The sequence below is a fragment of the Klebsiella ornithinolytica genome (assembly GCF_030505655.1).
Lineage (GTDB): Bacteria > Pseudomonadota > Gammaproteobacteria > Enterobacterales > Enterobacteriaceae > Klebsiella > Klebsiella ornithinolytica.
The window spans coordinates 795,306-815,199 of sequence record NZ_CP130153.1 but is presented as its reverse complement, the minus strand read 5'-3'; the positions used below and the strand labels follow the sequence as shown (position 1 = coordinate 815,199).

21 protein-coding genes are annotated in these 19,894 nt (G+C 55.8%); 16 read left to right on the top strand and 5 right to left on the bottom strand.

Annotation, left to right across the window (positions count from 1 at the left end; translation table 11 throughout):
• Nucleotides 1-227: 227 nt before the first annotated feature.
• The 3 genes from speA to Q1L34_RS28460 all read right to left on the bottom strand — a co-directional run bounded on the left by speA (nt 228) and on the right by Q1L34_RS28460 (nt 2,489).
• A complete protein-coding gene (speA, locus tag Q1L34_RS03925; RefSeq protein ID WP_004867474.1) occupies nt 228-2,204 on the bottom strand; it encodes a biosynthetic arginine decarboxylase in 1,977 nt (658 codons plus the stop codon).
• Between the two features lie 8 nt (nt 2,205-2,212).
• Nucleotides 2,213-2,329: an acid stress response protein YqgB gene (yqgB, locus tag Q1L34_RS03920; protein ID WP_015585756.1), complete on the bottom strand. Its 117-nt coding sequence runs from the start codon at nt 2,327-2,329 to the stop codon at nt 2,213-2,215.
• 85 nt (nt 2,330-2,414) lie between these two features.
• Nucleotides 2,415-2,489: a hypothetical protein gene (locus Q1L34_RS28460; protein WP_418343590.1), complete on the bottom strand. Its 75-nt coding sequence runs from the start codon at nt 2,487-2,489 to the stop codon at nt 2,415-2,417.
• 540 nt (nt 2,490-3,029) lie between these two features.
• Here Q1L34_RS28460 and metK point away from each other — a divergent pair.
• The 8 genes from metK (at nt 3,030) to ruvX (ending at nt 11,000) form a co-directional block, all read left to right on the top strand.
• Nucleotides 3,030-4,184 carry a methionine adenosyltransferase gene (metK, locus tag Q1L34_RS03915; protein ID WP_327204363.1) on the top strand — a complete coding sequence of 385 codons (1,155 nt, stop codon included), beginning with the start codon at nt 3,030-3,032 and terminating at the stop codon, nt 4,182-4,184.
• Between the two features lie 403 nt (nt 4,185-4,587).
• Entirely contained in the window at nt 4,588-5,982 is a 1,395-nt protein-coding gene (locus Q1L34_RS03910) for a sugar porter family MFS transporter (RefSeq protein WP_004867478.1), read from the top strand.
• A 79-nt stretch (nt 5,983-6,061) separates the two neighbouring features.
• On the top strand, nt 6,062-6,562 hold the full coding sequence (locus Q1L34_RS03905) for a SprT family zinc-dependent metalloprotease (RefSeq protein WP_015585754.1): 501 nt from the start codon (nt 6,062-6,064) through the stop codon (nt 6,560-6,562).
• A gap of 94 nt (nt 6,563-6,656) precedes the next feature.
• A complete protein-coding gene (gene endA, locus Q1L34_RS03900; RefSeq protein WP_004867482.1) occupies nt 6,657-7,364 on the top strand; it encodes a deoxyribonuclease I in 708 nt (235 codons plus the stop codon).
• 86 nt (nt 7,365-7,450) lie between these two features.
• On the top strand, nt 7,451-8,182 hold the full coding sequence (gene rsmE, locus Q1L34_RS03895) for a 16S rRNA (uracil(1498)-N(3))-methyltransferase (protein ID WP_064359200.1): 732 nt from the start codon (nt 7,451-7,453) through the stop codon (nt 8,180-8,182).
• 20 nt (nt 8,183-8,202) lie between these two features.
• Nucleotides 8,203-9,150, top strand: a complete 948-nt coding sequence (gene gshB / locus Q1L34_RS03890) for a glutathione synthase (RefSeq protein WP_004867487.1) — start codon at nt 8,203-8,205, stop codon at nt 9,148-9,150.
• 870 nt (nt 9,151-10,020) lie between these two features.
• Nucleotides 10,021-10,584, top strand: coding sequence for a YqgE/AlgH family protein (locus Q1L34_RS03885; RefSeq protein ID WP_015585751.1), 564 nt, complete (start codon nt 10,021-10,023; stop codon nt 10,582-10,584).
• Nucleotides 10,584-11,000, top strand: coding sequence for a Holliday junction resolvase RuvX (gene ruvX, locus Q1L34_RS03880; protein WP_004867490.1), 417 nt, complete (start codon nt 10,584-10,586; stop codon nt 10,998-11,000). The genes Q1L34_RS03885 and ruvX overlap by 1 nt, the downstream gene beginning before the upstream one ends.
• Before the next feature lie 69 nt (nt 11,001-11,069).
• Here ruvX and Q1L34_RS03875 read toward each other — a convergent pair whose 3' ends face one another.
• Both Q1L34_RS03875 and Q1L34_RS03870 read right to left on the bottom strand, forming a co-directional pair.
• Nucleotides 11,070-11,723, bottom strand: a complete 654-nt coding sequence (locus Q1L34_RS03875) for a LuxR C-terminal-related transcriptional regulator (RefSeq protein ID WP_327204362.1) — start codon at nt 11,721-11,723, stop codon at nt 11,070-11,072.
• Nucleotides 11,724-12,058: 335 nt separating this feature from the next.
• Nucleotides 12,059-13,039, bottom strand: a complete 981-nt coding sequence (locus tag Q1L34_RS03870; protein ID WP_048023397.1) for a type IV pilus twitching motility protein PilT — start codon at nt 13,037-13,039, stop codon at nt 12,059-12,061.
• 16 nt (nt 13,040-13,055) lie between these two features.
• On the opposite strand from Q1L34_RS03870, the gene Q1L34_RS03865 reads away from it, so the two are divergent.
• The 8 genes from Q1L34_RS03865 to Q1L34_RS03830 all read left to right on the top strand — a co-directional run bounded on the left by Q1L34_RS03865 (nt 13,056) and on the right by Q1L34_RS03830 (nt 19,854).
• The gene (locus Q1L34_RS03865; RefSeq protein WP_327204361.1) at nt 13,056-13,760 is read left to right on the top strand and encodes a YggS family pyridoxal phosphate-dependent enzyme; all 705 of its coding nucleotides are present in this window, start codon (nt 13,056-13,058) and stop codon (nt 13,758-13,760) included.
• 17 nt (nt 13,761-13,777) lie between these two features.
• Entirely contained in the window at nt 13,778-14,344 is a 567-nt protein-coding gene (locus Q1L34_RS03860; RefSeq protein ID WP_015585747.1) for a YggT family protein, read from the top strand.
• Nucleotides 14,341-14,631 (top strand): DUF167 family protein YggU, encoded by a 291-nt coding sequence (gene yggU / locus Q1L34_RS03855; RefSeq protein WP_004867501.1) that lies wholly within the window; start codon nt 14,341-14,343, stop codon nt 14,629-14,631. Before Q1L34_RS03860 ends, yggU begins: the two co-directional genes overlap by 4 nt.
• Before the next feature lie 12 nt (nt 14,632-14,643).
• Nucleotides 14,644-15,237, top strand: coding sequence for an XTP/dITP diphosphatase (locus Q1L34_RS03850; protein ID WP_048023395.1), 594 nt, complete (start codon nt 14,644-14,646; stop codon nt 15,235-15,237).
• The gene (gene hemW / locus Q1L34_RS03845; protein ID WP_015585745.1) at nt 15,230-16,369 is read left to right on the top strand and encodes a radical SAM family heme chaperone HemW; all 1,140 of its coding nucleotides are present in this window, start codon (nt 15,230-15,232) and stop codon (nt 16,367-16,369) included. Before Q1L34_RS03850 ends, hemW begins: the two co-directional genes overlap by 8 nt.
• Before the next feature lie 312 nt (nt 16,370-16,681).
• Nucleotides 16,682-17,728 carry an ABC transporter substrate-binding protein gene (locus tag Q1L34_RS03840; protein WP_004867511.1) on the top strand — a complete coding sequence of 349 codons (1,047 nt, stop codon included), beginning with the start codon at nt 16,682-16,684 and terminating at the stop codon, nt 17,726-17,728.
• A 61-nt stretch (nt 17,729-17,789) separates the two neighbouring features.
• Nucleotides 17,790-18,602 (top strand): ATP-binding cassette domain-containing protein, encoded by an 813-nt coding sequence (locus Q1L34_RS03835; RefSeq protein ID WP_004867514.1) that lies wholly within the window; start codon nt 17,790-17,792, stop codon nt 18,600-18,602.
• A 4-nt stretch (nt 18,603-18,606) separates the two neighbouring features.
• Nucleotides 18,607-19,854, top strand: a complete 1,248-nt coding sequence (locus Q1L34_RS03830) for a sugar ABC transporter permease (protein WP_004867516.1) — start codon at nt 18,607-18,609, stop codon at nt 19,852-19,854.
• Nucleotides 19,855-19,894: the final 40 nt, after the last annotated feature.

The following is a 19,894-nucleotide window of genomic DNA, read 5'->3' as shown; positions in this document are numbered from 1 at the left end:
CAGGCGATATAGTTAAAAATGCACATAAAAAAACCCCTCCGCGTCGTTAGGCCCGACGAGGAAGGGTTTGAATAGGGTGACTGCTTGTTGGGCGAATTATCGCCGTTAATACGTACGGGTTCAAGAGAGTATAGCAAATACCGCCCCGTAGCTTGTTGCTGCCGGCCTGGTCTTATCCGCCCAGCGTCCGTAGGCCCGGTAAGCACAGCGCCACCGGGCAACAACGGTTACTCGTCTTCCAGATAAGTGTATCCGTACAGCCCCGCTTCGAACTCTTCGAGGAACTGCTGCTGCAGCGCTTCGTCGAGGCCGGAGTTTTTCACCTGATCGCGGAACTGGGTCAGCAGCGTGTTCGGATCGAGCTGCACATATTGCAGCATATCCGCCACGGTATCCCCTTCGTCGGAGAGCTCAACCTCAACGCTGCCGTCAGGGAAGACGAAGACGTCCACCGCTTCAGTATCGCCGAACAGGTTGTGCATGTTCCCGAGGATCTCCTGATAGGCGCCAACCATAAAGAATCCCAGCATCGGCGGGTTTTCAGGATCGTATTCCGGCATCGGCATGGTGGTGGCAATCCCGTCGCCATCCACGTAGTGGTCAATCGCGCCATCGGAGTCGCAGGTAATATCCAGCAGCACCGCGCGGCGTTCAGGTACCATGTTCAGCCCTTCCAGCGGCATCACCGGGAACAGCTGATCGATACCCCACGCGTCCGGCATCGACTGGAACAGCGAGAAGTTGACGTAAATCTTATCCGCCATCCGCTCCTGCAGTTCGTCGATAATCGGACGATGCGCGCGGTTGCTCGGGTCGAGCTGTTTCTGGACTTCATGGCACATGTTCAGATACAGCTGTTCTGCCCAGGCGCGCTCCTGAAGATTGAAGGTACCGGACGAGTAGCCGATATGAATATCGTGGAGATCCATCTGGCTGTCGTGCAGCCATTCGCGCAGCGAGCGGCGATTACCGGTCTCGTGCATCTCCTGCCAGGTTTCCCACATGCTCTGCAGCGGACGCGCTGCGTCTTGCGCAGGCGGGGTCGCTTCGGTGTATTCGTTGCGCTCAACGCCGATGATGTTGGAGACCAGCACGGTGTGGTGTGCGGTAACCGCGCGCCCGGATTCGGTAATCACCGTCGGGTGCGGCAGGCCGTTCTCTTCACAGGCATCGCCAATCGCCCAGATAATGTTGTTGGCGTACTCATTCAGGCCGTAGTTCACCGAACAGTCGGACTGTGAACGGGTACCTTCATAGTCCACGCCCAGACCGCCGCCAACATCGAAGCACTGAATATTAACGCCGAGCTTATGCAGCTCAACATAGAAGCGTGACGATTCACGCACGCCGGTGGCGATATCGCGAATGTTGGCCATCTGCGAGCCGAGGTGGAAGTGCAGCAGCTGCAGGCTTTCCAGATGCCCTGCCGCGCGCAGAATCTCAACCAGCTGCAGAACCTGTGTTGCCGCCAGGCCGAACTTCGATTTTTCACCGCCGGAGGACTGCCATTTACCGGAGCCCTGCGAGGCCAGACGCGCACGCACGCCAAGGCGCGGAACGACATTCAGGCGCTCGGCTTCTTCCAGCACGATGGCGATTTCCGACATCTTTTCGATGACCAGATAGACCTTGTGGCCCATCTTTTCGCCGACCAGCGCCAGACGGATATACTCGCGGTCTTTGTAGCCGTTACAGACGATCACGCTGCGGGTCATACCGGCGTGCGCCAGTACCGCCATCAGCTCCGCCTTGGAGCCGGCTTCCAGACCCAGCGGTTCACCGGAATGGATCAACGACTCAATCACGCGGCGATGCTGGTTAACCTTGATCGGGTAAACCAGGAAGTAGTCGCCGTTATAGCCGTAGGACTCACGCGCGCGTTTAAACGCGGCGTTAATCGAACGCAGTCGGTGTTGCAGGATCTGCGGGAAGCAGAACAGTGCCGGCAGGCGCTGCCCCTGCGCTTCGCGTGCTTTCACTAATTCTGCAAGGTCAACGCGCGCTTCCGGGACGTCAGGATCCGGGCAAACGCTGATATGGCCCAGTTCGTTAACGTCGTAGTAGTTATTACCCCACCAGGCAATATTGTAAGTACGTAGCATTTTGCTGGCTTCCTGGGAGCTCATCGCAACCTCCTGCATGGAACGTAGTACGCCGTGTTCGCCTGCTGACGAAGGCGAAACTGAAGAAATGTCGTCAGACATAGCGAACCTCAAATTGTAATATTGACTACTATCGCAGTCCGAAGACGCGATAACAACCCATGAACAGTCCTAAACCCCAGCAGATAGTGCTGGCTTTGCGACTGCGCGACCGGTTTCTTATTCATATCATAGTAAAACACATACCCGAACGTAGTATGACAGTCCGGAGAAACCACGAGAAAACCCTTGCGACAGCAAGAGCGCCCTTGTTCAGTTTTCAGATAGCCTGCCGGCCCTGGAATCCTGAGAAGCGCCGAGACGGGTAGAACATCGGCTGATTTGCATGAAAGAGATGCAGGTTGCGGGATAGCGACGCGCGACGGAACGACGCGACGAGTCGGATGAAAAACGTGGGTTCATTATCTGATATCACCTCCACACTGCCCCGATACGGGCCAGCGATAAGCCAAAGCTAGACATACCACAGCAGGTGCCAAAACACCGCGGCGGATTTCTGTAAAAACAGACTGCTTAACCCGGCTGGAAGTGGCGTCACGAGATGTGCTTCGTGCGCTTTTTTAATGAGCCGCGCGCGGCGTTTTATACCGATAAGCCGGCTAAAATGCAAAATAAAAATGGGCGAGTTGCCGCGAATGGCAGGAAAAATTGCCACCCTCTATTTTTCATCAATGCGACCTGCATCAAAAAAGGCTGGAAATGGGATTAAGATTTGACCTAAAATAGCCATCCAGAAGTTAATCCGTCTATACTGATTAACACTCAGACTGCTCGTGTCACTACCTGCAAGTTTTGGTAGAATCATCTACCACAGCTAATCCACACAACAGTATGAGCTACACGAATACTCCACAGGTAAAATAAAACATGGCAAAACACCTCTTTACGTCCGAGTCCGTATCAGAAGGGCATCCAGACAAAATTGCTGACCAAATCTCCGACGCCGTGCTGGATGCGATCCTTGAACAGGATCCGAAAGCGCGTGTCGCGTGTGAAACTTATGTCAAAACTGGCATGGTGCTGGTCGGCGGTGAAATCACCACCAGCGCATGGGTTGATATCGAAGAGATTACCCGTAACACGGTTCGTGAAATTGGCTACGTGCATTCCGATATGGGCTTTGATGCCAACTCCTGTGCCGTACTGAGCGCCATCGGCAAACAGTCCCCGGATATCAATCAGGGCGTTGACCGCGCCGATCCGCTGGAACAAGGGGCGGGCGACCAGGGCCTGATGTTTGGCTATGCTACCAACGAAACCGACGTTCTGATGCCGGCACCGATCACCTATGCTCACCGTCTGGTGCAGCGTCAGGCTGAAGTGCGCAAAAACGGCACGCTGCCGTGGCTGCGTCCGGATGCGAAAAGCCAGGTGACCTTCCAGTATGACGACGGCAAAATCGTCGGTATCGATGCCGTGGTTCTGTCCACTCAGCACGCGGAAGACATCGATCAGAAATCCCTGCAGGAAGCAGTGATGGAAGAGATCATCAAGCCGGTTCTGCCGACTGAATGGCTGAACAGCGCGACCAAATTCTTCATCAACCCGACCGGTCGTTTTGTTATCGGCGGCCCGATGGGCGACTGCGGTCTGACCGGCCGTAAAATCATCGTGGATACCTACGGCGGCATGGCTCGCCACGGCGGCGGCGCGTTCTCCGGTAAAGATCCGTCTAAAGTTGACCGTTCTGCGGCCTATGCCGCACGCTATGTCGCGAAAAACATCGTGGCGGCTGGCCTGGCTGACCGTTGTGAGATTCAGGTCTCCTACGCTATCGGCGTGGCAGAACCGACCTCTATTATGGTGGAAACCTTCGGTACCGAAAAAGTGCCGTCCGAGCAGCTGACTCTGCTGGTGCGTGAATTCTTCGACCTGCGTCCGTACGGCCTGATTCAGATGCTGGATCTGCTGCACCCGATCTACAAAGAGACGGCGGCATACGGTCACTTTGGTCGTGAACATTTCCCGTGGGAAAAAACCGACAAAGCCGCTCTGCTGCGTGAAGCTGCCGACCTGAAATAAGTGCGCGCTTTACCGTTTCAAAGGCCAGCTTCGCGCTGGCCTTTTTGTTTTCCCCCCTTCGACACTTCTCCCCTGACGCCCCCGCACTGCCGCATTGCCGCCGAGCCTTTTCAACAATTAATGAAAGCGATTACATTAGAGCCATAGCCACAAATCATGCATGATGATGCGTTAGTGAAACAGTTTTTCACCATGTTGCATTATGTTTCAGGCTTATCTGATTATCGCTTTCCTCAGGTAAATTTATAATCATTTATCTATTTGAAATTAATGAATTTTAATAGATTACGTTTCTTTACCTTGGTGTAACCGATTACACAGCCGTGACTGATATCACGTTTTTTTGCGATAGACTCCCCTACCCTAAGCATCGACAGAATCAATAACTCAACTGGAGGGCGTTATGCCTGACAACAAAAAACAAGGGCGCTCGAACAAAACGATGACGTTCTTTGTCTGTTTCCTCGCCGCGCTGGCAGGCCTGCTTTTCGGCCTTGATATCGGTGTTATTGCGGGTGCCTTACCCTTTATTGCCAACGAGTTCCAGATTAGCGCTCACACTCAGGAGTGGGTGGTAAGCTCCATGATGTTCGGCGCTGCGGTCGGCGCCGTCGGCAGCGGCTGGCTCTCCTTCCGTCTCGGGCGGAAAAAGAGCCTGATGATCGGCGCGATCCTGTTCGTCGCCGGTTCGCTGTTCTCCGCTGCCGCCCCGAACGTTGAAGTGCTGCTCGTCTCCCGCGTGCTGCTCGGCCTGGCCGTTGGCGTCGCCTCGTACACTGCCCCGCTGTACCTGTCGGAAATTGCGCCAGAAAAAATCCGCGGCAGTATGATCTCTATGTACCAGCTGATGATCACCATCGGGATCCTCGGCGCCTATCTGTCGGACACCGCCTTCAGCTACAGCGGCGCATGGCGCTGGATGCTGGGCGTGATTATCATCCCGGCGATTCTGCTGCTGATTGGCGTTATCTTTCTGCCGGACAGCCCGCGCTGGTTTGCAGCCAAACGCCGCTTTGTTGATGCGGAACGCGTGCTGATGCGCCTGCGTGATACCAGCGCCGAAGCCAAACGCGAGCTGGATGAAATCCGTGAAAGCCTGAAGATCAAGCAGTCTGGCTGGGAACTGTTTAAAGAGAACAGCAACTTCCGCCGTGCCGTATTCCTCGGCATCCTGCTGCAGGTGATGCAACAGTTCACCGGGATGAACGTCATCATGTATTACGCGCCGAAGATTTTTGAACTGGCGGGTTATACCAACACCACCGAACAGATGTGGGGGACCGTCATCGTCGGTCTGACCAACGTGCTGGCGACCTTCATCGCTATCGGCCTGGTTGACCGTTGGGGCCGTAAACCGACGCTAATCCTCGGCTTTATCGTCATGGCCGCCGGTATGGGCGTGCTGGGCGCCATGATGCACATGGGTATTCACTCAGCCGCCGCCCAGTACTTCGCTGTGCTGATGCTGCTGATGTTTATCGTTGGCTTCGCCATGAGCGCCGGCCCGCTGATCTGGGTCCTGTGCTCCGAAATTCAGCCGCTCAAAGGCCGCGATTTCGGCATCACCTGCTCTACGGCAACCAACTGGATTGCCAATATGATCGTCGGCGCCACCTTCCTGACCATGCTTAACTCGCTGGGCAGCGCGAACACCTTCTGGGTCTACGGCGGTCTGAACGTCCTGTTCATTCTGCTGACGCTGTGGCTTATCCCGGAAACCAAAAACGTTTCTCTGGAACACATCGAACGTAACCTGATGAAAGGCCGCCCGCTGCGCGAAATCGGCGCTCGCGACTGACCGTTAACGCTTCCTCCCCCGGCGGGAGGAAGCGTCTGCCTCTTGCTCTCCCCTTCACGGCGCACTATCCTCTGGCGCTATGAAAACGCCCCGAATTCCCATCGCCATTCAGCAGGCCGTTATGCGCAGCCTGCGGGAAAAGCTCGCCCAGGCAAACCTCAAGCTTGGCCGTCAGTACCCGGAACCAAGCCTGGTCTATCAGCAGCGCGGCACCTCTGCCGGTACCGCCTGGCTGGAAAAGAACGAAATTCGCCTCAACCCGGTACTGCTGCTGGAAAACCAGCAGGCCTTTATCGATGAGGTCGTCCCGCATGAACTGGCGCATCTGCTGGTCTGGAAACACTTCGGCCGCGTGGCGCCGCACGGCAAAGAGTGGAAATGGATGATGGAAAGCGTGCTCGGTGTCGCCGCCCGCCGCACCCATCGTTTTGAACTCGACTCCGTTCGCCAGAACACCTTCCCCTACCGCTGCCAGTGCCAGCAACATCAGCTTACCGTCCGTCGCCACAACCGCGTGGTTCGGGGAGAAGCCACCTACCGCTGCATTCGCTGCGGCGATCTGCTGGTCGCTGAAGAGTAAATATCGGCTACAACTGGAAATTTTCTGATCTGACTGATTGCATCTGACAATCGCATTCGCTACGTTGCGGGCTCGTTTTGACACGGAGTTCACGATGTCCCGTATTTATGTTTTTGCCGCGGCGTTTCTGACTGCCGCCTGTAGCGGCCAGGTCGCGGCCGAAGGAATCAACAGTTTCTCCCAGGCGAAAGCCGCCGGGGTTAAGGTCAATGCCGATGTCCCCGGCGATTTCTACTGCGGCTGTAAAATTGACTGGCAGGGGAAAAAAGGCGTTATCGATCTGGAGTCCTGCGGTTATAAAGTGCGTAAAAATGAAAACCGCGCCAGTCGGGTCGAGTGGGAGCACGTCGTTCCGGCCTGGCAGTTTGGCCACCAGCGCCAGTGCTGGCAGGACGGCGGGCGGAAGAACTGCGCCAAAGATCCGGTCTATCGCAAGATGGAAAGCGATATGCACAACCTGCAGCCGGCCGTGGGCGAAGTTAACGGCGACCGTGCCAACTTTATGTATAGCCAGTGGAACGGCGGCGAAGGCCAGTACGGCCAATGCGCCATGAAGGTCGATTTTAAGGATAAGGTTGCCGAGCCGCCCGCCCGCGCCCGCGGTTCTATCGCCCGTACCTACTTCTATATGCGCGATACTTATCAGCTGACCCTCTCCCGCCAGCAAACCCAGCTTTTTACTGCCTGGGATAAGATGTATCCGGTCACCTCCTGGGAGTGCGAACGCGACGAGCGCATCGCTAAAGTACAGGGCAACCACAATCCGTACGTCCAGCAAGCTTGCCAGGCGCAAAAGAGCTAACCTACACTAGCGGCAATTGTTAATTTGCAGGCGCCGCTTCCCCGCCAGGGAAAAACGGCACCTGCGCGAAGAACGGAATACCCAGCATGCGCATCCCTCGCATCCACCACCCGGAACTTGTTACCGTGGGCAGTCAAATCGCCCTCTCTGACGATGCCGCCAATCACGTTGGCCGCGTATTACGTATGGGCAAAGGCCAGGCAATCCAGCTTTTTGACGGCAGTAATCAGGTTTTCGAGGCGGTGATCGCCGAAGCCGGAAAGAAAAACGTGTTAGTTGACGTGATTGGCAGCGAAACAGACGATCGCGAATCCCCTCTGCATATTCACCTGGGCCAGGTGATGTCGCGCGGCGAAAAGATGGAATTCACCATCCAGAAATCGATTGAACTTGGTGTAAGCCTCATAACGCCACTGTTTTCCGAGCGCTGCGGCGTTAAACTGGATGCCGAACGTTTGCAGAAAAAGATCCAGCAGTGGCAAAAAATCGCCATCGCTGCCTGCGAGCAGAGCGGCCGCAACGTGGTGCCGGAGATTCGCCCGGCGATGCAGCTGGAGGCCTGGTGCGCTGAGCAGGATAATGGCCTGAAGCTCAATCTGCACCCGCGCGCCAGCGCCAGTATCAACACGCTGCCGTTGCCGGTTGAACGCGTTCGTTTGCTGATTGGCCCGGAAGGCGGCCTGTCAGCGGAAGAGATAGCGATGACCGCTCGCTACCAGTTTACTGATATTCTGTTGGGACCGCGCGTTCTGCGTACAGAGACAACTGCGCTCACTGCCATTACCGCGCTGCAGGTGCGTTTTGGCGACTTAGGTTGAAGCGTTAACGGAGAATAACAATGATCAAGCTCGGCATCGTGATGGACCCCATCGCAACCATCAACATCAAGAAAGACACCAGCTTCGCTATGTTGCTGGAAGCGCAGCGTCGCGGCTATGAACTCCATTATATGGAGATGAACGACCTGTACTTAATCAACGGGGAAGCCCGCGCCCGCACGCGCAAGCTCAGCGTGGAGCAGAATTACGATAAGTGGTATGAGTTTACCGCTGAGCAGGATCTGCCGCTGGCGGATCTCGACGTCATTCTGATGCGTAAAGATCCGCCGTTCGATACCGAGTTTATTTACGCGACCTATATTCTTGAACGTGCTGAAGATAAAGGCACGCTGATCGTCAATAAGCCGCAGAGCCTGCGCGACTGTAACGAGAAGCTGTTTACCGCCTGGTTTGCCGACCTGACTCCGGAAACGCTGGTGACCCGCAATAAGGCCCAGCTGAAAGCCTTCTGGGAAAAACACGGCGACATTATTCTGAAACCGCTGGACGGCATGGGCGGTACCTCTATTTTTCGCGTGAAAGAGGGCGATCCGAACCTGCCGGTAATTGCGGAAACCCTGACCGAGCTGGGCAGCCGTTACTGCATGGCGCAGAACTACCTGCCGGCCATTAAAGATGGCGATAAGCGCGTGCTGGTTGTCGACGGTGAGCCGGTGCCTTATTGCCTGGCGCGTATCCCACAGGGTGGCGAAACCCGCGGTAATCTTGCTGCCGGTGGCCGCGGCGAAGCCCGTCCGCTGAGCGATAGCGACTGGGCCATTGCGCGCCGCGTCGGGCCAACGCTGAAAGCCAAAGGGCTGATCTTTGTCGGTCTGGATATCATCGGCGATCGTCTGACGGAAATTAACGTCACCAGCCCAACCTGCGTGCGTGAAATTGAAGCCGCGTTCCCGATCTCCATCACCGGTATGCTGATGGATGCTATCGAGAAGCGCCTCGGAAAATAGGATCTCTCAGGCTAACAGCCCCGTATTGTTAGTCTGCAAGATCTACTGATGCAACGAAAGATTTCGGGCTACAGGCAGGCGATGACGCAGCGAGTACCCGGGAGCATAGTCCACTCTGTGACCGGGTTAAGCGAGGAAATCAACGCCCCTGTCGCCTGAAAGATACGCCGCGAGATTCAACGAAAGATTTCGGGCTACAGGCAGGCGATGACGCAGCGAGTGCCCGGGAGCATAGTCCACTCTGTGACCGGGTTGAGCGAGGAAATCAACGCCCCTGTCGCCTGGGAGATACGCCGCGAGATTCAACGAAAGATTTCGGGCTACAGGCAGGCGATGACGCAGCGAGTGCCCGGGAGCATAGTCCACTCTGTGACCGGGTTGAGCGAGGAAATCAACGCCCCTGTCGCCTGAAAGATACGCCGCGAGATTCAACGAAAGATTTCGGGCTACAGGCAGGCGATGACGCAGCGAGTACCCGGGAGCATAATCCACTATGTGACCGGGTTGAGCGAGGAAATCAACGCCCCTGTCGTCTGAAAGATACGCCGCGAGATTCAACGAAAGATTTCGGGCTACAGGCAGGCGATGACGCAGCGAGTACCCGGGAGCATAGTCCACTATGTGACCGGGTTGAGCGAGGAAATCAACGCCCCTGTCGTCTGAAAGATACGCCGCGAGATTCAACGAAAGATTTCGGGCTACAGGCAGGCGATGACGCAGCGAGTACCCGGGAGCATAGTCCACTATGTGACCGGGTTGAGCGAGGAAATCAACGCCCCTGTCGCCTGAAAGATAAAGTTGAATCGACAGGTCCTTGCTTTACCCGCATACTGGGTGCTGCTTTTTGAACCAGGAACAGAACCTCTGACAATGAATTTACAGCATCACTTTCTGATTGCCATGCCTGCTCTTCAGGATCCGATATTCCGCCGCTCCGTGGTCTATATCTGCGAATACAACGACGATGGCGCCATGGGCATTATCATCAATAAGCCGCTGGAAAACTTGCAGATTGACGGAATTCTGGAAAAGTTAAACATTGTCGCTGAACCGCGCAATCCGGAGATTCGTCTGGATAAGCCGGTGATGCTCGGCGGGCCGCTGGCGGAAGATCGCGGTTTTATTCTGCACTCACCGCCTTCTGATTTTTCCTCCAGCATTCGCATCTCCGATAACACGGTGATCACCACTTCCCGCGACGTACTCGAAACGCTCGGCACGGACAAGCAGCCGGCTAACGTCCTGGTCGCGCTGGGCTATTCCTCCTGGGAAAAGGGTCAGCTGGAGCAGGAAATCCTTGATAACGCCTGGCTGACGGCCCCGGCGGATCAGAATATTTTGTTTAAAACGCCTATTGCCGATCGTTGGCGCGAGGCGGCGAAACTGATCGGTATCGACATTGTGACGATGCCCGGCATAGCGGGGCATGCATAATGAGCGGAACGCTGCTGGGTTTTGATTTCGGTACCAAAAGTATCGGCGTTGCGGTCGGTCAACGCATCACCGGTACCGCACGCCCGCTTCCTGCGCTGAAGGCACAGGATGGTAAACCGGACTGGAACGTTATCGAAAAACTGCTTAAAGAGTGGCAACCAGAGGCGGTCATCGTCGGCCTGCCGCTGAATATGGACGGAACTGAGCAACCGCTCACCGCGCGCGCACGTAACTTCGCCAATAAAATTCACGGCCGCTTTGGGGTGAAAATCACTCTGCACGACGAGCGTTTGAGCACGGTAGAAGCTCGTGCCGGGCTATTTGAGCACGGTGGATTCCGCGCCCTGAACAAAGGCAGCATTGATTCTGCCTCCGCGGTGATTATTCTGGAAAGCTACTTCGAGCAGGGCTTCTGATCCCGAAGCCATAATGATGGCGCCCTCTTCTGCAAAGTGGCGCCATTGCTCTTTCGCCTGTCTTAATGCCTAGTGGCGTAAATGTTCATTCGCCCAGCTGACTGCCTGGGTGCGGTTTTTTACGCTCAGCTTACGGAAAACATTGTACAGATGTGTACGTACCGTGTTTTCACTGATAAACAGCGCGCGAGCAATATCCATGTTGGTTGCGCCGCAGCGTAATTCATTGAGAATTTCACATTCACGCTCGGTGAGCGGCGAACTCTCCGCCGGGATCGATGTATGGTCCGCGGCATATATCGCCGGGTGCATCACGCTCAATTCAGCCGTCTGTTCGCCATTAAGTACGGCCTTAACGCCCTCAATTAAGCGCGATTCATCATCGTCATGGCGGAAGACGCCATACAGCGCAGGCCACTGCGCCATTTCATAAAGCTCATATTTTTGGGCGCTGTTGATAATCAGCAGCCGCGGATTTTCCGCATAAGATTGAATAACATCTCGCCATACCCCGTTGAGCTTTTTATTCGATACGGCGATATCGAATAATATTACCGATTCTTTCGGCAGATGCTGAGTTAGCGGTTTGTTAATATTATGAAGTGTCACCATAACCGACAATGTATCGGTCAGGTAAGTGGCAAACGCCTTACTCTGAATTGACGGGTGAGTAATAAAAAAAACCTGACGAGAAAAAGATAAATTATCTGAAAAATTAATCACTTAAAACTCTCCTTAGCAAACACCCACCATCATGGTGGTTAAATGAATTAAACCTAAAATTACAAAAAATTAATAAATTTACATTTTAAAACACTATTTCACAGGAAACATCCTATTTCCATGAACAGCATAAGTCGAACATGCGAAAAGTGTCAAAAGATAATCTTATTTTTTTCTTTGTTCTGCGAGTAAAATGCCATTCGCTATTTCACTGAGGTCGTTAATTTGACGTAGTCATTTATGACTGAATTATATTCAGCCATAATAACCACAAACATTAATAAAACATTACGATAACAACACACTGGCATGACAACTGAATATTAAAACAGCGCTTATAACAGGCCCGCTGCCACACGTTGTTGAAAACTTTGCGTAAAAGTCAGCATTCCGGCTTGTTGACCGGTTTGCATAATCCCCGGCAATTGATGAGTTTTCCCCTCGCGGATCAAATTCGCTACCGCTGGGGTATTCACCAAAAGCTCATATAGCGCAACTCTTCCCTCTGACGCTGTCGGCAATAATTTTTGTGCCAGCACCGCACATAAACTTCCCGCTAGCTGGCTGCGTATTTGTTCTTTTTCCTGCGCGGGGAAGACATCCACCAGACGCTCAATCGCCTGTGCCGCACCTCGGGTATGCAGCGTGGCCATCACCAGATGTCCGGTCTCCGCGGCGGTCAGCGCCAGGCGGATCGTTTCGTTATCGCGCAGCTCACCCAACAGAATCACATCGGGATCCTGGCGCAGCGCCCCCTTCAGCGCCGAGGAAAAAGAGGGGCAGTCACGTCCGATTTCACGTTGTTGAATCAGGCATCGCTCGCTGTGATGGACAAACTCCACCGGATCTTCCAGCGTCAGAATATGCCCTTCACGCTGCTGGTTGAGATGGTTGACCATCGCCGCGAGGGTGGTCGACTTACCGCTGCCGGTGGCGCCGGTCACCAGAATCAAACCGCTTTCTTCATTCAGCAGTTCCGTCAGCGCCGCCGGTACACGCAGCGCCTCAATCCGGGGGCAGCTTTCCGGCAACAGGCGTAGCGCTAATGAAATACCCCGGGCGTGAGAAAATGCGCTGGCGCGAAGGCGCGGGACGCCGACGGGGGCTAAAGCAAAATCCACCTGTCCGTTGGCCCGCCAGTGCGCACGCTGTTTCTCATCGAGCCACCTGTCAAGCCATTTCACGATATCCGGCGTGTGAAATGGCGCCGGCTCAAGCTTTCCCTGCCGACGCCAGCGCGCTGCCGAGGTATTGCACAGGTGTAGATCGGAGACATTATGCTTTACACTAAGGGCCACGATTTCTTCCAGCTCCATAACACATCCTCGGAATATGAACGATATTGCGCATAACCTGGCACAGGTCCGGGACAAAATCTCAGACGCTGCCGCACGCTGCGGCCGCGCTCCAGAAGAAATTACATTGCTTGCAGTGAGTAAAACTAAACCTGCGAGTGCCATTGAAGAAGCGATAGCCGCAGGCCAGGTGGCCTTTGGCGAAAACTACGTCCAGGAAGGGGTGGAAAAAATCCGCTACTTCCAGGAAGCAGGCGCCTCTTCGCTGCAGTGGCACTTTATCGGGCCGCTGCAGTCCAACAAAAGTCGTCTGGTGGCGGAACACTTTGACTGGTGCCACACCGTCGATCGTCTGAAAATCGCCACGCGGCTTAGCGAGCAGCGCCCTTCGCACCTTCCGCCGCTTAATGTCTTGATTCAAATAAACATTAGTGACGAACAGAGCAAGTCGGGCATTCTGCTTGATGCGCTGGATGGACTGGCAGCGGAGATTGCCGCCCTGCCCAACCTGCGTCTACGCGGGTTAATGGCAATTCCGGCACCTGAGTCAGAATATGTAAGGCAGTTTGCCGTGGCCCAACAAATGGCGGTAGCATTTACGCGATTGAAAACGCAATACCCTACGGTCGATACGTTGTCTTTGGGCATGTCGGATGATATGGAAGCCGCAATCGCGGCGGGAAGCACGATGGTGCGCATCGGTACCGCAATTTTCGGTGCGCGCGACTACAGCAAAAATTAAGGAATCTGAGGAACGCCATGAAGACGTTGACTTTCCTGCTGGCAACGGTCATTGAACTCTACACCATGATCATGTTGCTACGCGTCTGGATGCAGTGGGCACGCTGCGATTTTTACAACCCGTTTTCGCAGTTTGTCGTTAAGGTCACCCAGCCTGTCGTCGGGCCGCTGCGACGCATTATCCCGGCGATGGGCCCCATCGACAGCTCCTCGCTGCTGATCGCCTTTATTCTCTGCGTTGTGAAAGCCATCGTGCTGTTTATGGTGGTCACCTTCCAGCCAATTATCTGGATCTCCGCGCTGCTGATTCTGATTAAGACCGTCGGCCTGCTGATATTCTGGGTACTGCTACTGATGGCGATCATGAGCTGGGTAAGCCAGGGCCGTAGTCCGGTGGAGTTCGTTCTGATGCAGCTGGCCGACCCGCTGCTGCGCCCTATCCGCAAAATGCTGCCGTCAATGGGCGGTATCGACTTTTCGCCGATGGTGCTGGTGCTGCTGCTGTACGTGGTCAATATGGGCATCGCCGAACTGCTGCAGGCGACGGGTAACGTTCTGCTTCCGGGGCTGTGGATGGCGCTATGAGTGCCGTCGAAGTCTGCGCTGACGGGCTGGTGTTGCGGCTGTATATTCAGCCCAAGGCCAGCCGTGATAGCATCGTTGGTTTACATGGCGACGAACTGAAAGTCGCCATTACCGCTCCCCCCGTAGATGGCCAGGCTAACGCCCATCTGGTTAAATTCCTCGCCAAACAGTTTCGTGTCGCGAAAAGCCAGGTTCTGCTTGAAAAAGGGGAGCTTGGTCGCCACAAACAGATAAAAATCATCAACCCGCAACAGATCCCGACTGCGGTCGCGGCACTGACAAAATAGACAGGATTAATGATGCAAAAAGTTGTTCTCGCCACCGGTAACGCCGGGAAGGTTCGCGAGCTGGCCTCGCTGCTGGAAGATTTTGGACTGGATATCGTTGCTCAAACCGAGCTGGGCGTGGATTCCGCCGAGGAAACCGGACTGACCTTTATCGAAAATGCGATTCTGAAAGCCCGCCATGCCGCACAGATAACCGGCTTACCGGCGATTGCCGACGATTCCGGTATTGCGGTAGACGCGCTGGGCGGCGCGCCGGGAATCTATTCAGCGCGTTACTCCGGAGAAGACGCTACCGACCAGCAGAACCTGGAAAAACTGCTCGCTGCCCTGAAGGACGTCCCGGACGACCAGCGTCAGGCACAATTCCACTGCGTGCTGGTCTATCTGCGACATGCGGCCGACCCGACGCCGGTTGTTTGTCACGGCAGCTGGCCTGGGGTCATTACCCGGCAGGCGGCGGGCAGCGGTGGCTTCGGCTATGACCCGATCTTCTTTGTTCCGACCGAGGGCAAGACCGCGGCGGAACTCAGCCGTGAAGAAAAAAGCGCGATTTCCCATCGCGGGCGCGCGTTGAAACTGTTACTGGAAGCGTTACGTAATGGCTAATTTGCCGCCTCTGAGCCTGTATATTCATATCCCATGGTGTGTGCAGAAATGTCCGTACTGCGACTTCAACTCGCATGCGCTAAAGGGCGAGGTGCCGCACGATGATTATGTGCAGCATCTGCTGACCGACCTGCGGGCCGATGCAGCCTATGCCCAGGGACGTGAAATCGGCACGATTTTCATTGGCGGGGGGACGCCGAGCCTGCTCTCCGGGCCGGCCATGCAAACTCTGCTCGACGGCGTGCGCGACTGCCTGCCGCTGGCCGCGGGTGCGGAGATCACCATGGAAGCCAACCCAGGCACCGTGGAAGCCGATCGCTTCGTGGAGTACCAGCGTGCAGGCGTGAACCGCATCTCCATCGGCGTGCAAAGCTTTAGCGAACCTAAACTGCAGCGCCTGGGCCGTATTCACGGCCCCGCAGAGGCGAAACGGGCGGCGCACCTGGCCAGCGGTCTCGGGCTACGCAGCTTCAATCTTGACCTGATGCACGGCCTGCCGGATCAGTCGCTGGAAGAGGCGCTGGACGATCTGCGTCAGGCCATCGACCTTAATCCGCCGCATCTCTCCTGGTATCAACTGACCATTGAGCCAAATACCCTGTTTGGCTCCCGTCCGCCGGTACTGCCGGATGACGACGCCCTGTGGGATATCTTTGAGCAGGGACATCGTCTGCTCACGGCGGCAGGTTATCAGCAGTATGAGACCTCGGCCTATGCCAAACCGGGTTATCAGTGTCAGCACAACCTGAACTACTGGCGCTTTGGCGACTACCTTGGCATCGGCTGCGGCGCGCACGGGAAAATCACCTTCCCGGACGGGCGCATTCTGCGTACGGCAAAAACGCGCCATCCGCGGGGCTACATGGAAGGCCGCTACCTCGAACGCCAGCATGACGTGGCAGCCGCCGACAAACCCTTCGAGTTCTTTATGAACCGCTTCCGTCTGCTGGAGGCGGCACCGCGCAGTGAATTCTGCCGCTATACCGGTCTGGAAGAACGCGTGATCCGGCCGCAAATTGATGCCGCCATCGCCCAGGGCTACCTGGCTGAAGATGAGCACTGCTGGCAGATAACCGAGCACGGTAAGCTGTTTTTAAACTCGCTGCTGGAGCTGTTTCTCAGCGAAGAGTAATCCCCCCGGGCGGTCCTTGACCGCCCGTTGTTGTTCTTTTCTCCCTCACTTCTCCGTCCGTTTTTTGTTCCCGAGCCGGTCAAATTACCCGATCACTTTTTATGCAATTCTTTGCAGCCAATCACAAATCCGCATCGACTTTTTTCCATTTCTTGACTCCGTTTTAGTGCGGTGGTAATCCTGCTTCATCGGTTGAGCAAATGTAAAACCGAAGTATCCTACATGTGAATTATTGGTAACTCTTATTAAAAAAGTCTTTATGACGTCGGCTCAGGCTGGCGGGCTCAAGCACATAAAAAAGAGGGTAATATAATGAATTACCGTAATATTTTTATCGCACTCGCAACAATATCCGGCGGTATTTCCGCGTCGGCACAAGCGGCCGAATCCGCCACCGTGGCATTTCTCATGCCCGACCAGGCCTCCACGCGTTATGAGCAGCATGATTTCCCCGGTTTCAAAGCGGAAATGAGCAAACTGTGCGCAGAGTGTAAGGTCATTTATCAAAACGCTAACGCCAGCGCGACGCTGCAACAGCAGCAGTTCAATTCGGTCATTGCCCAGGGAGCGAAGATTATCGTTCTCGATCCGGTTGACTCCTCCGCGGCCGCCGCCCTGGTCGAAAATGCCCAGGCTCAGGATGTTAAAGTGATCGCTTACGATCGCCCGATCCCCGACAAGCCTGCCGATTTTTACGTCTCGTTTGATAACGAAGGTATCGGCTATGCGATTTCACAATCGTTGGTTAATCATCTGCAAGAGAGCGGCGTGCCAAAAGGGGCCGGCGTCCTGCAGATTAATGGCTCGCCGACCGATGCCGCCGCAGGGCTTATCCGCGATGGTATTCATCGTGGGCTGAAAGCGTCGGGTTACACCACCCTCGCGGAGTTTGATACTCCGGAATGGGCGCCGCCAAAAGCGCAGGAGTGGGCCGCCGGGCAGATCACCCGCTTCGGGGACAAAATTAAAGGCGTCGTCGCGGCCAATGACGGCACCGGCGGCGGCGCCATTGCCGCTTTTAAAGCCGCCGGCGTACAGCCGGTTCCGCCGGTCACCGGGAACGACGCGACGATTGCCGCGCTGCAGCTCATCATCGCTGGCGACCAGTACAACACCATCTCCAAACCGTCAGAAATCGTTGCCGCGGCCGCGGCGAAAGTGGCCGTAGAACTCATTCAGGGTAAGAAACCGCAGGCGAGCACCACGCTGTACAACACGCCTTCTCAGCTGTTTACCCCGGCAGTCATCACCGCCAAAAATATCAAAGCGGAAATTTTCGATAAAAAGATCCAGACCTACGCGCAGGTGTGTACCGGTGATTACACCGCAGCCTGCCAGAAATTAGGTATTGAGAAGTAATGCTGCCCCTGCGTCCGTCGTCGCCGACGGGCGTAGTTTCGCCATCATTGAGGTCTTTTTTATGTCGCAACAACAAGACATCGTCGCCAACACCAGGCAACCTATTTTAAAACTGAGTCATGTCTCCAAACACTTCGGCGCGGTCTCCGCTCTGACGGATATCGAGCTGGAGGTTCATGCCGGCGAAGTGGTCGCCCTGGTGGGCGATAACGGCGCGGGAAAATCCACGCTGGTGAAAATTCTCGCCGGCGTACACCAGCCCACGACCGGCACTATTGAGTTTGACGGTAAAGCCATCACTCTCGACAGTCCGGGCAAGGCGCTGGAGTACGGTATCGCCACGGTCTTTCAGGATTTAGCGCTGTGCGAAAATCTCGACGTCGTCGCGAACCTGTTTTTAGGCCACGAAATTTCGCCGCTGCAGCTGGACGAAGTGGCGATGGAGGTGCGGGCCTGGACGCTATTGCAGGAGCTGGCGGCCAGAATCCCGTCGGTGCGCGAGCCGATTGCCTCGCTTTCCGGCGGCCAGCGCCAGACGGTGGCGATCGCGCGTTCGCTGCTGATGAACCCCAAAATCATCATGCTTGATGAGCCCACCGCCGCGCTCGGCGTGGCCCAGACGGCGGAAGTGCTCAATTTGATTGAGCGCGTTCGCGAGCGCGGCCTCGGCGTCATTATCATCAGCCACAACATGGAAGACGTCCGTGCGGTGGCCGATCGCATCGTGGTGCTGCGGCTCGGGCGCAATAAAGGCATCTTTACCCCCGACGCCTCAAATCAGGATCTGGTGGCGGCCATTACCGGCGCAACAGAGAACGCCGTTTCGCGTCGCGTCGAACGAAAATCACAGTCTAGCGCTTCCGGAGTGATTTAATTTTATGAACAGCAAGACAGCATCCCGCCCCGCTCTGGATCGCAGCGATGAGCGCGTCCAGCACAACGACGGCCTGTTCGGCGTGGTACGTGCGCAGTTCAATCGTATCAAAACCGGCGATCTGGGGACCGCGCCGGTCATCGCCGGGCTGATCGTGATCTCCCTGGTTTTCACCTGGCTCAACCCGGTCTATATCGCACCCAATAACCTGGTTAACCTGCTTTTTGACTGTGCTACCGTTGGGTTTATCTCACTGGGGATCGTCTGCGTACTGATGCTCGGCGAAATCGATCTTTCGGTGGGCTCAATGAGCGGACTCTCTTCGGCGATTGTTGGCGTGCTGTGGGTTAATGCCGGCTGGCCGGTTGCCGCAGCGATTGCCGTTGCGCTGCTGTGCGGTATCGCCGTCGGGCTGCTTTACGCTCTGCTGTATAACCGCGTCGGCATGCCAAGCTTCGTCGCGACGCTCGCCGGCCTGCTGGCCCTGCTCGGGCTGCAGCTGTATATCCTCGGGCCCAGCGGCAGCATTAACCTGCCCTACGCCTCTCCGCTGGTGCGCTTTGGCCAGCTGCTGGTGATGCCGGGCTGGTTCTCTCATCTTATGGCGCTGCTGCCCGGGCTGGCGATTCTGATATTTGGCCTCAAAACGCGTACGCGCCGCCTGGCAGCGAACCTGTCGGCGGAAGCCGTCAGCTCACTGTTGTTGCGCGCGATTCTGCTTACGGTCATCTTTGAAGCCGCCGTGTTCTATCTTAATCTCGGGCGCGGCGTACCGTGGATTTTCGGCCTGTTCGTCGCCTTCGTGATGATGCTCAACTATGCGCTCAAGCGGACTCAATGGGGGCGATCTATGTTTGCCGTCGGCGGCAACCGCGAAGCCGCACGTCGTTCAGGGATCAACGTGCGGGCTATTTACGTCAGCGCTTTTGTACTCTGCAGCACGCTCGCCACCTTTGGCGGCATTCTGGCCGCTTCCCGACTGGCCTCGGCGAGCCAGCAGGCCGGGACCGGTGACGTGAACCTGAACGCCATTGCGGCGGCGGTCATCGGCGGTACCAGTCTGTTCGGCGGGCGCGGAAGCGCCTGGTCCGCTCTGCTGGGGATCATCGTGATTCAGTCGATTTCGAATGGTTTGACGCTGTTGAATTTGCCGTCATCGCTACGCTACATCATTACCGGCTGCGTGCTGGCGATTGCGGTGATTATTGACTCGCTGGCCCGCCGTTCCCGCGTTTCGCACGGACGTGCCTGAGAAGGTTGAACGTGGTGTGCCCCGGTGAAGGCCGCGGCAC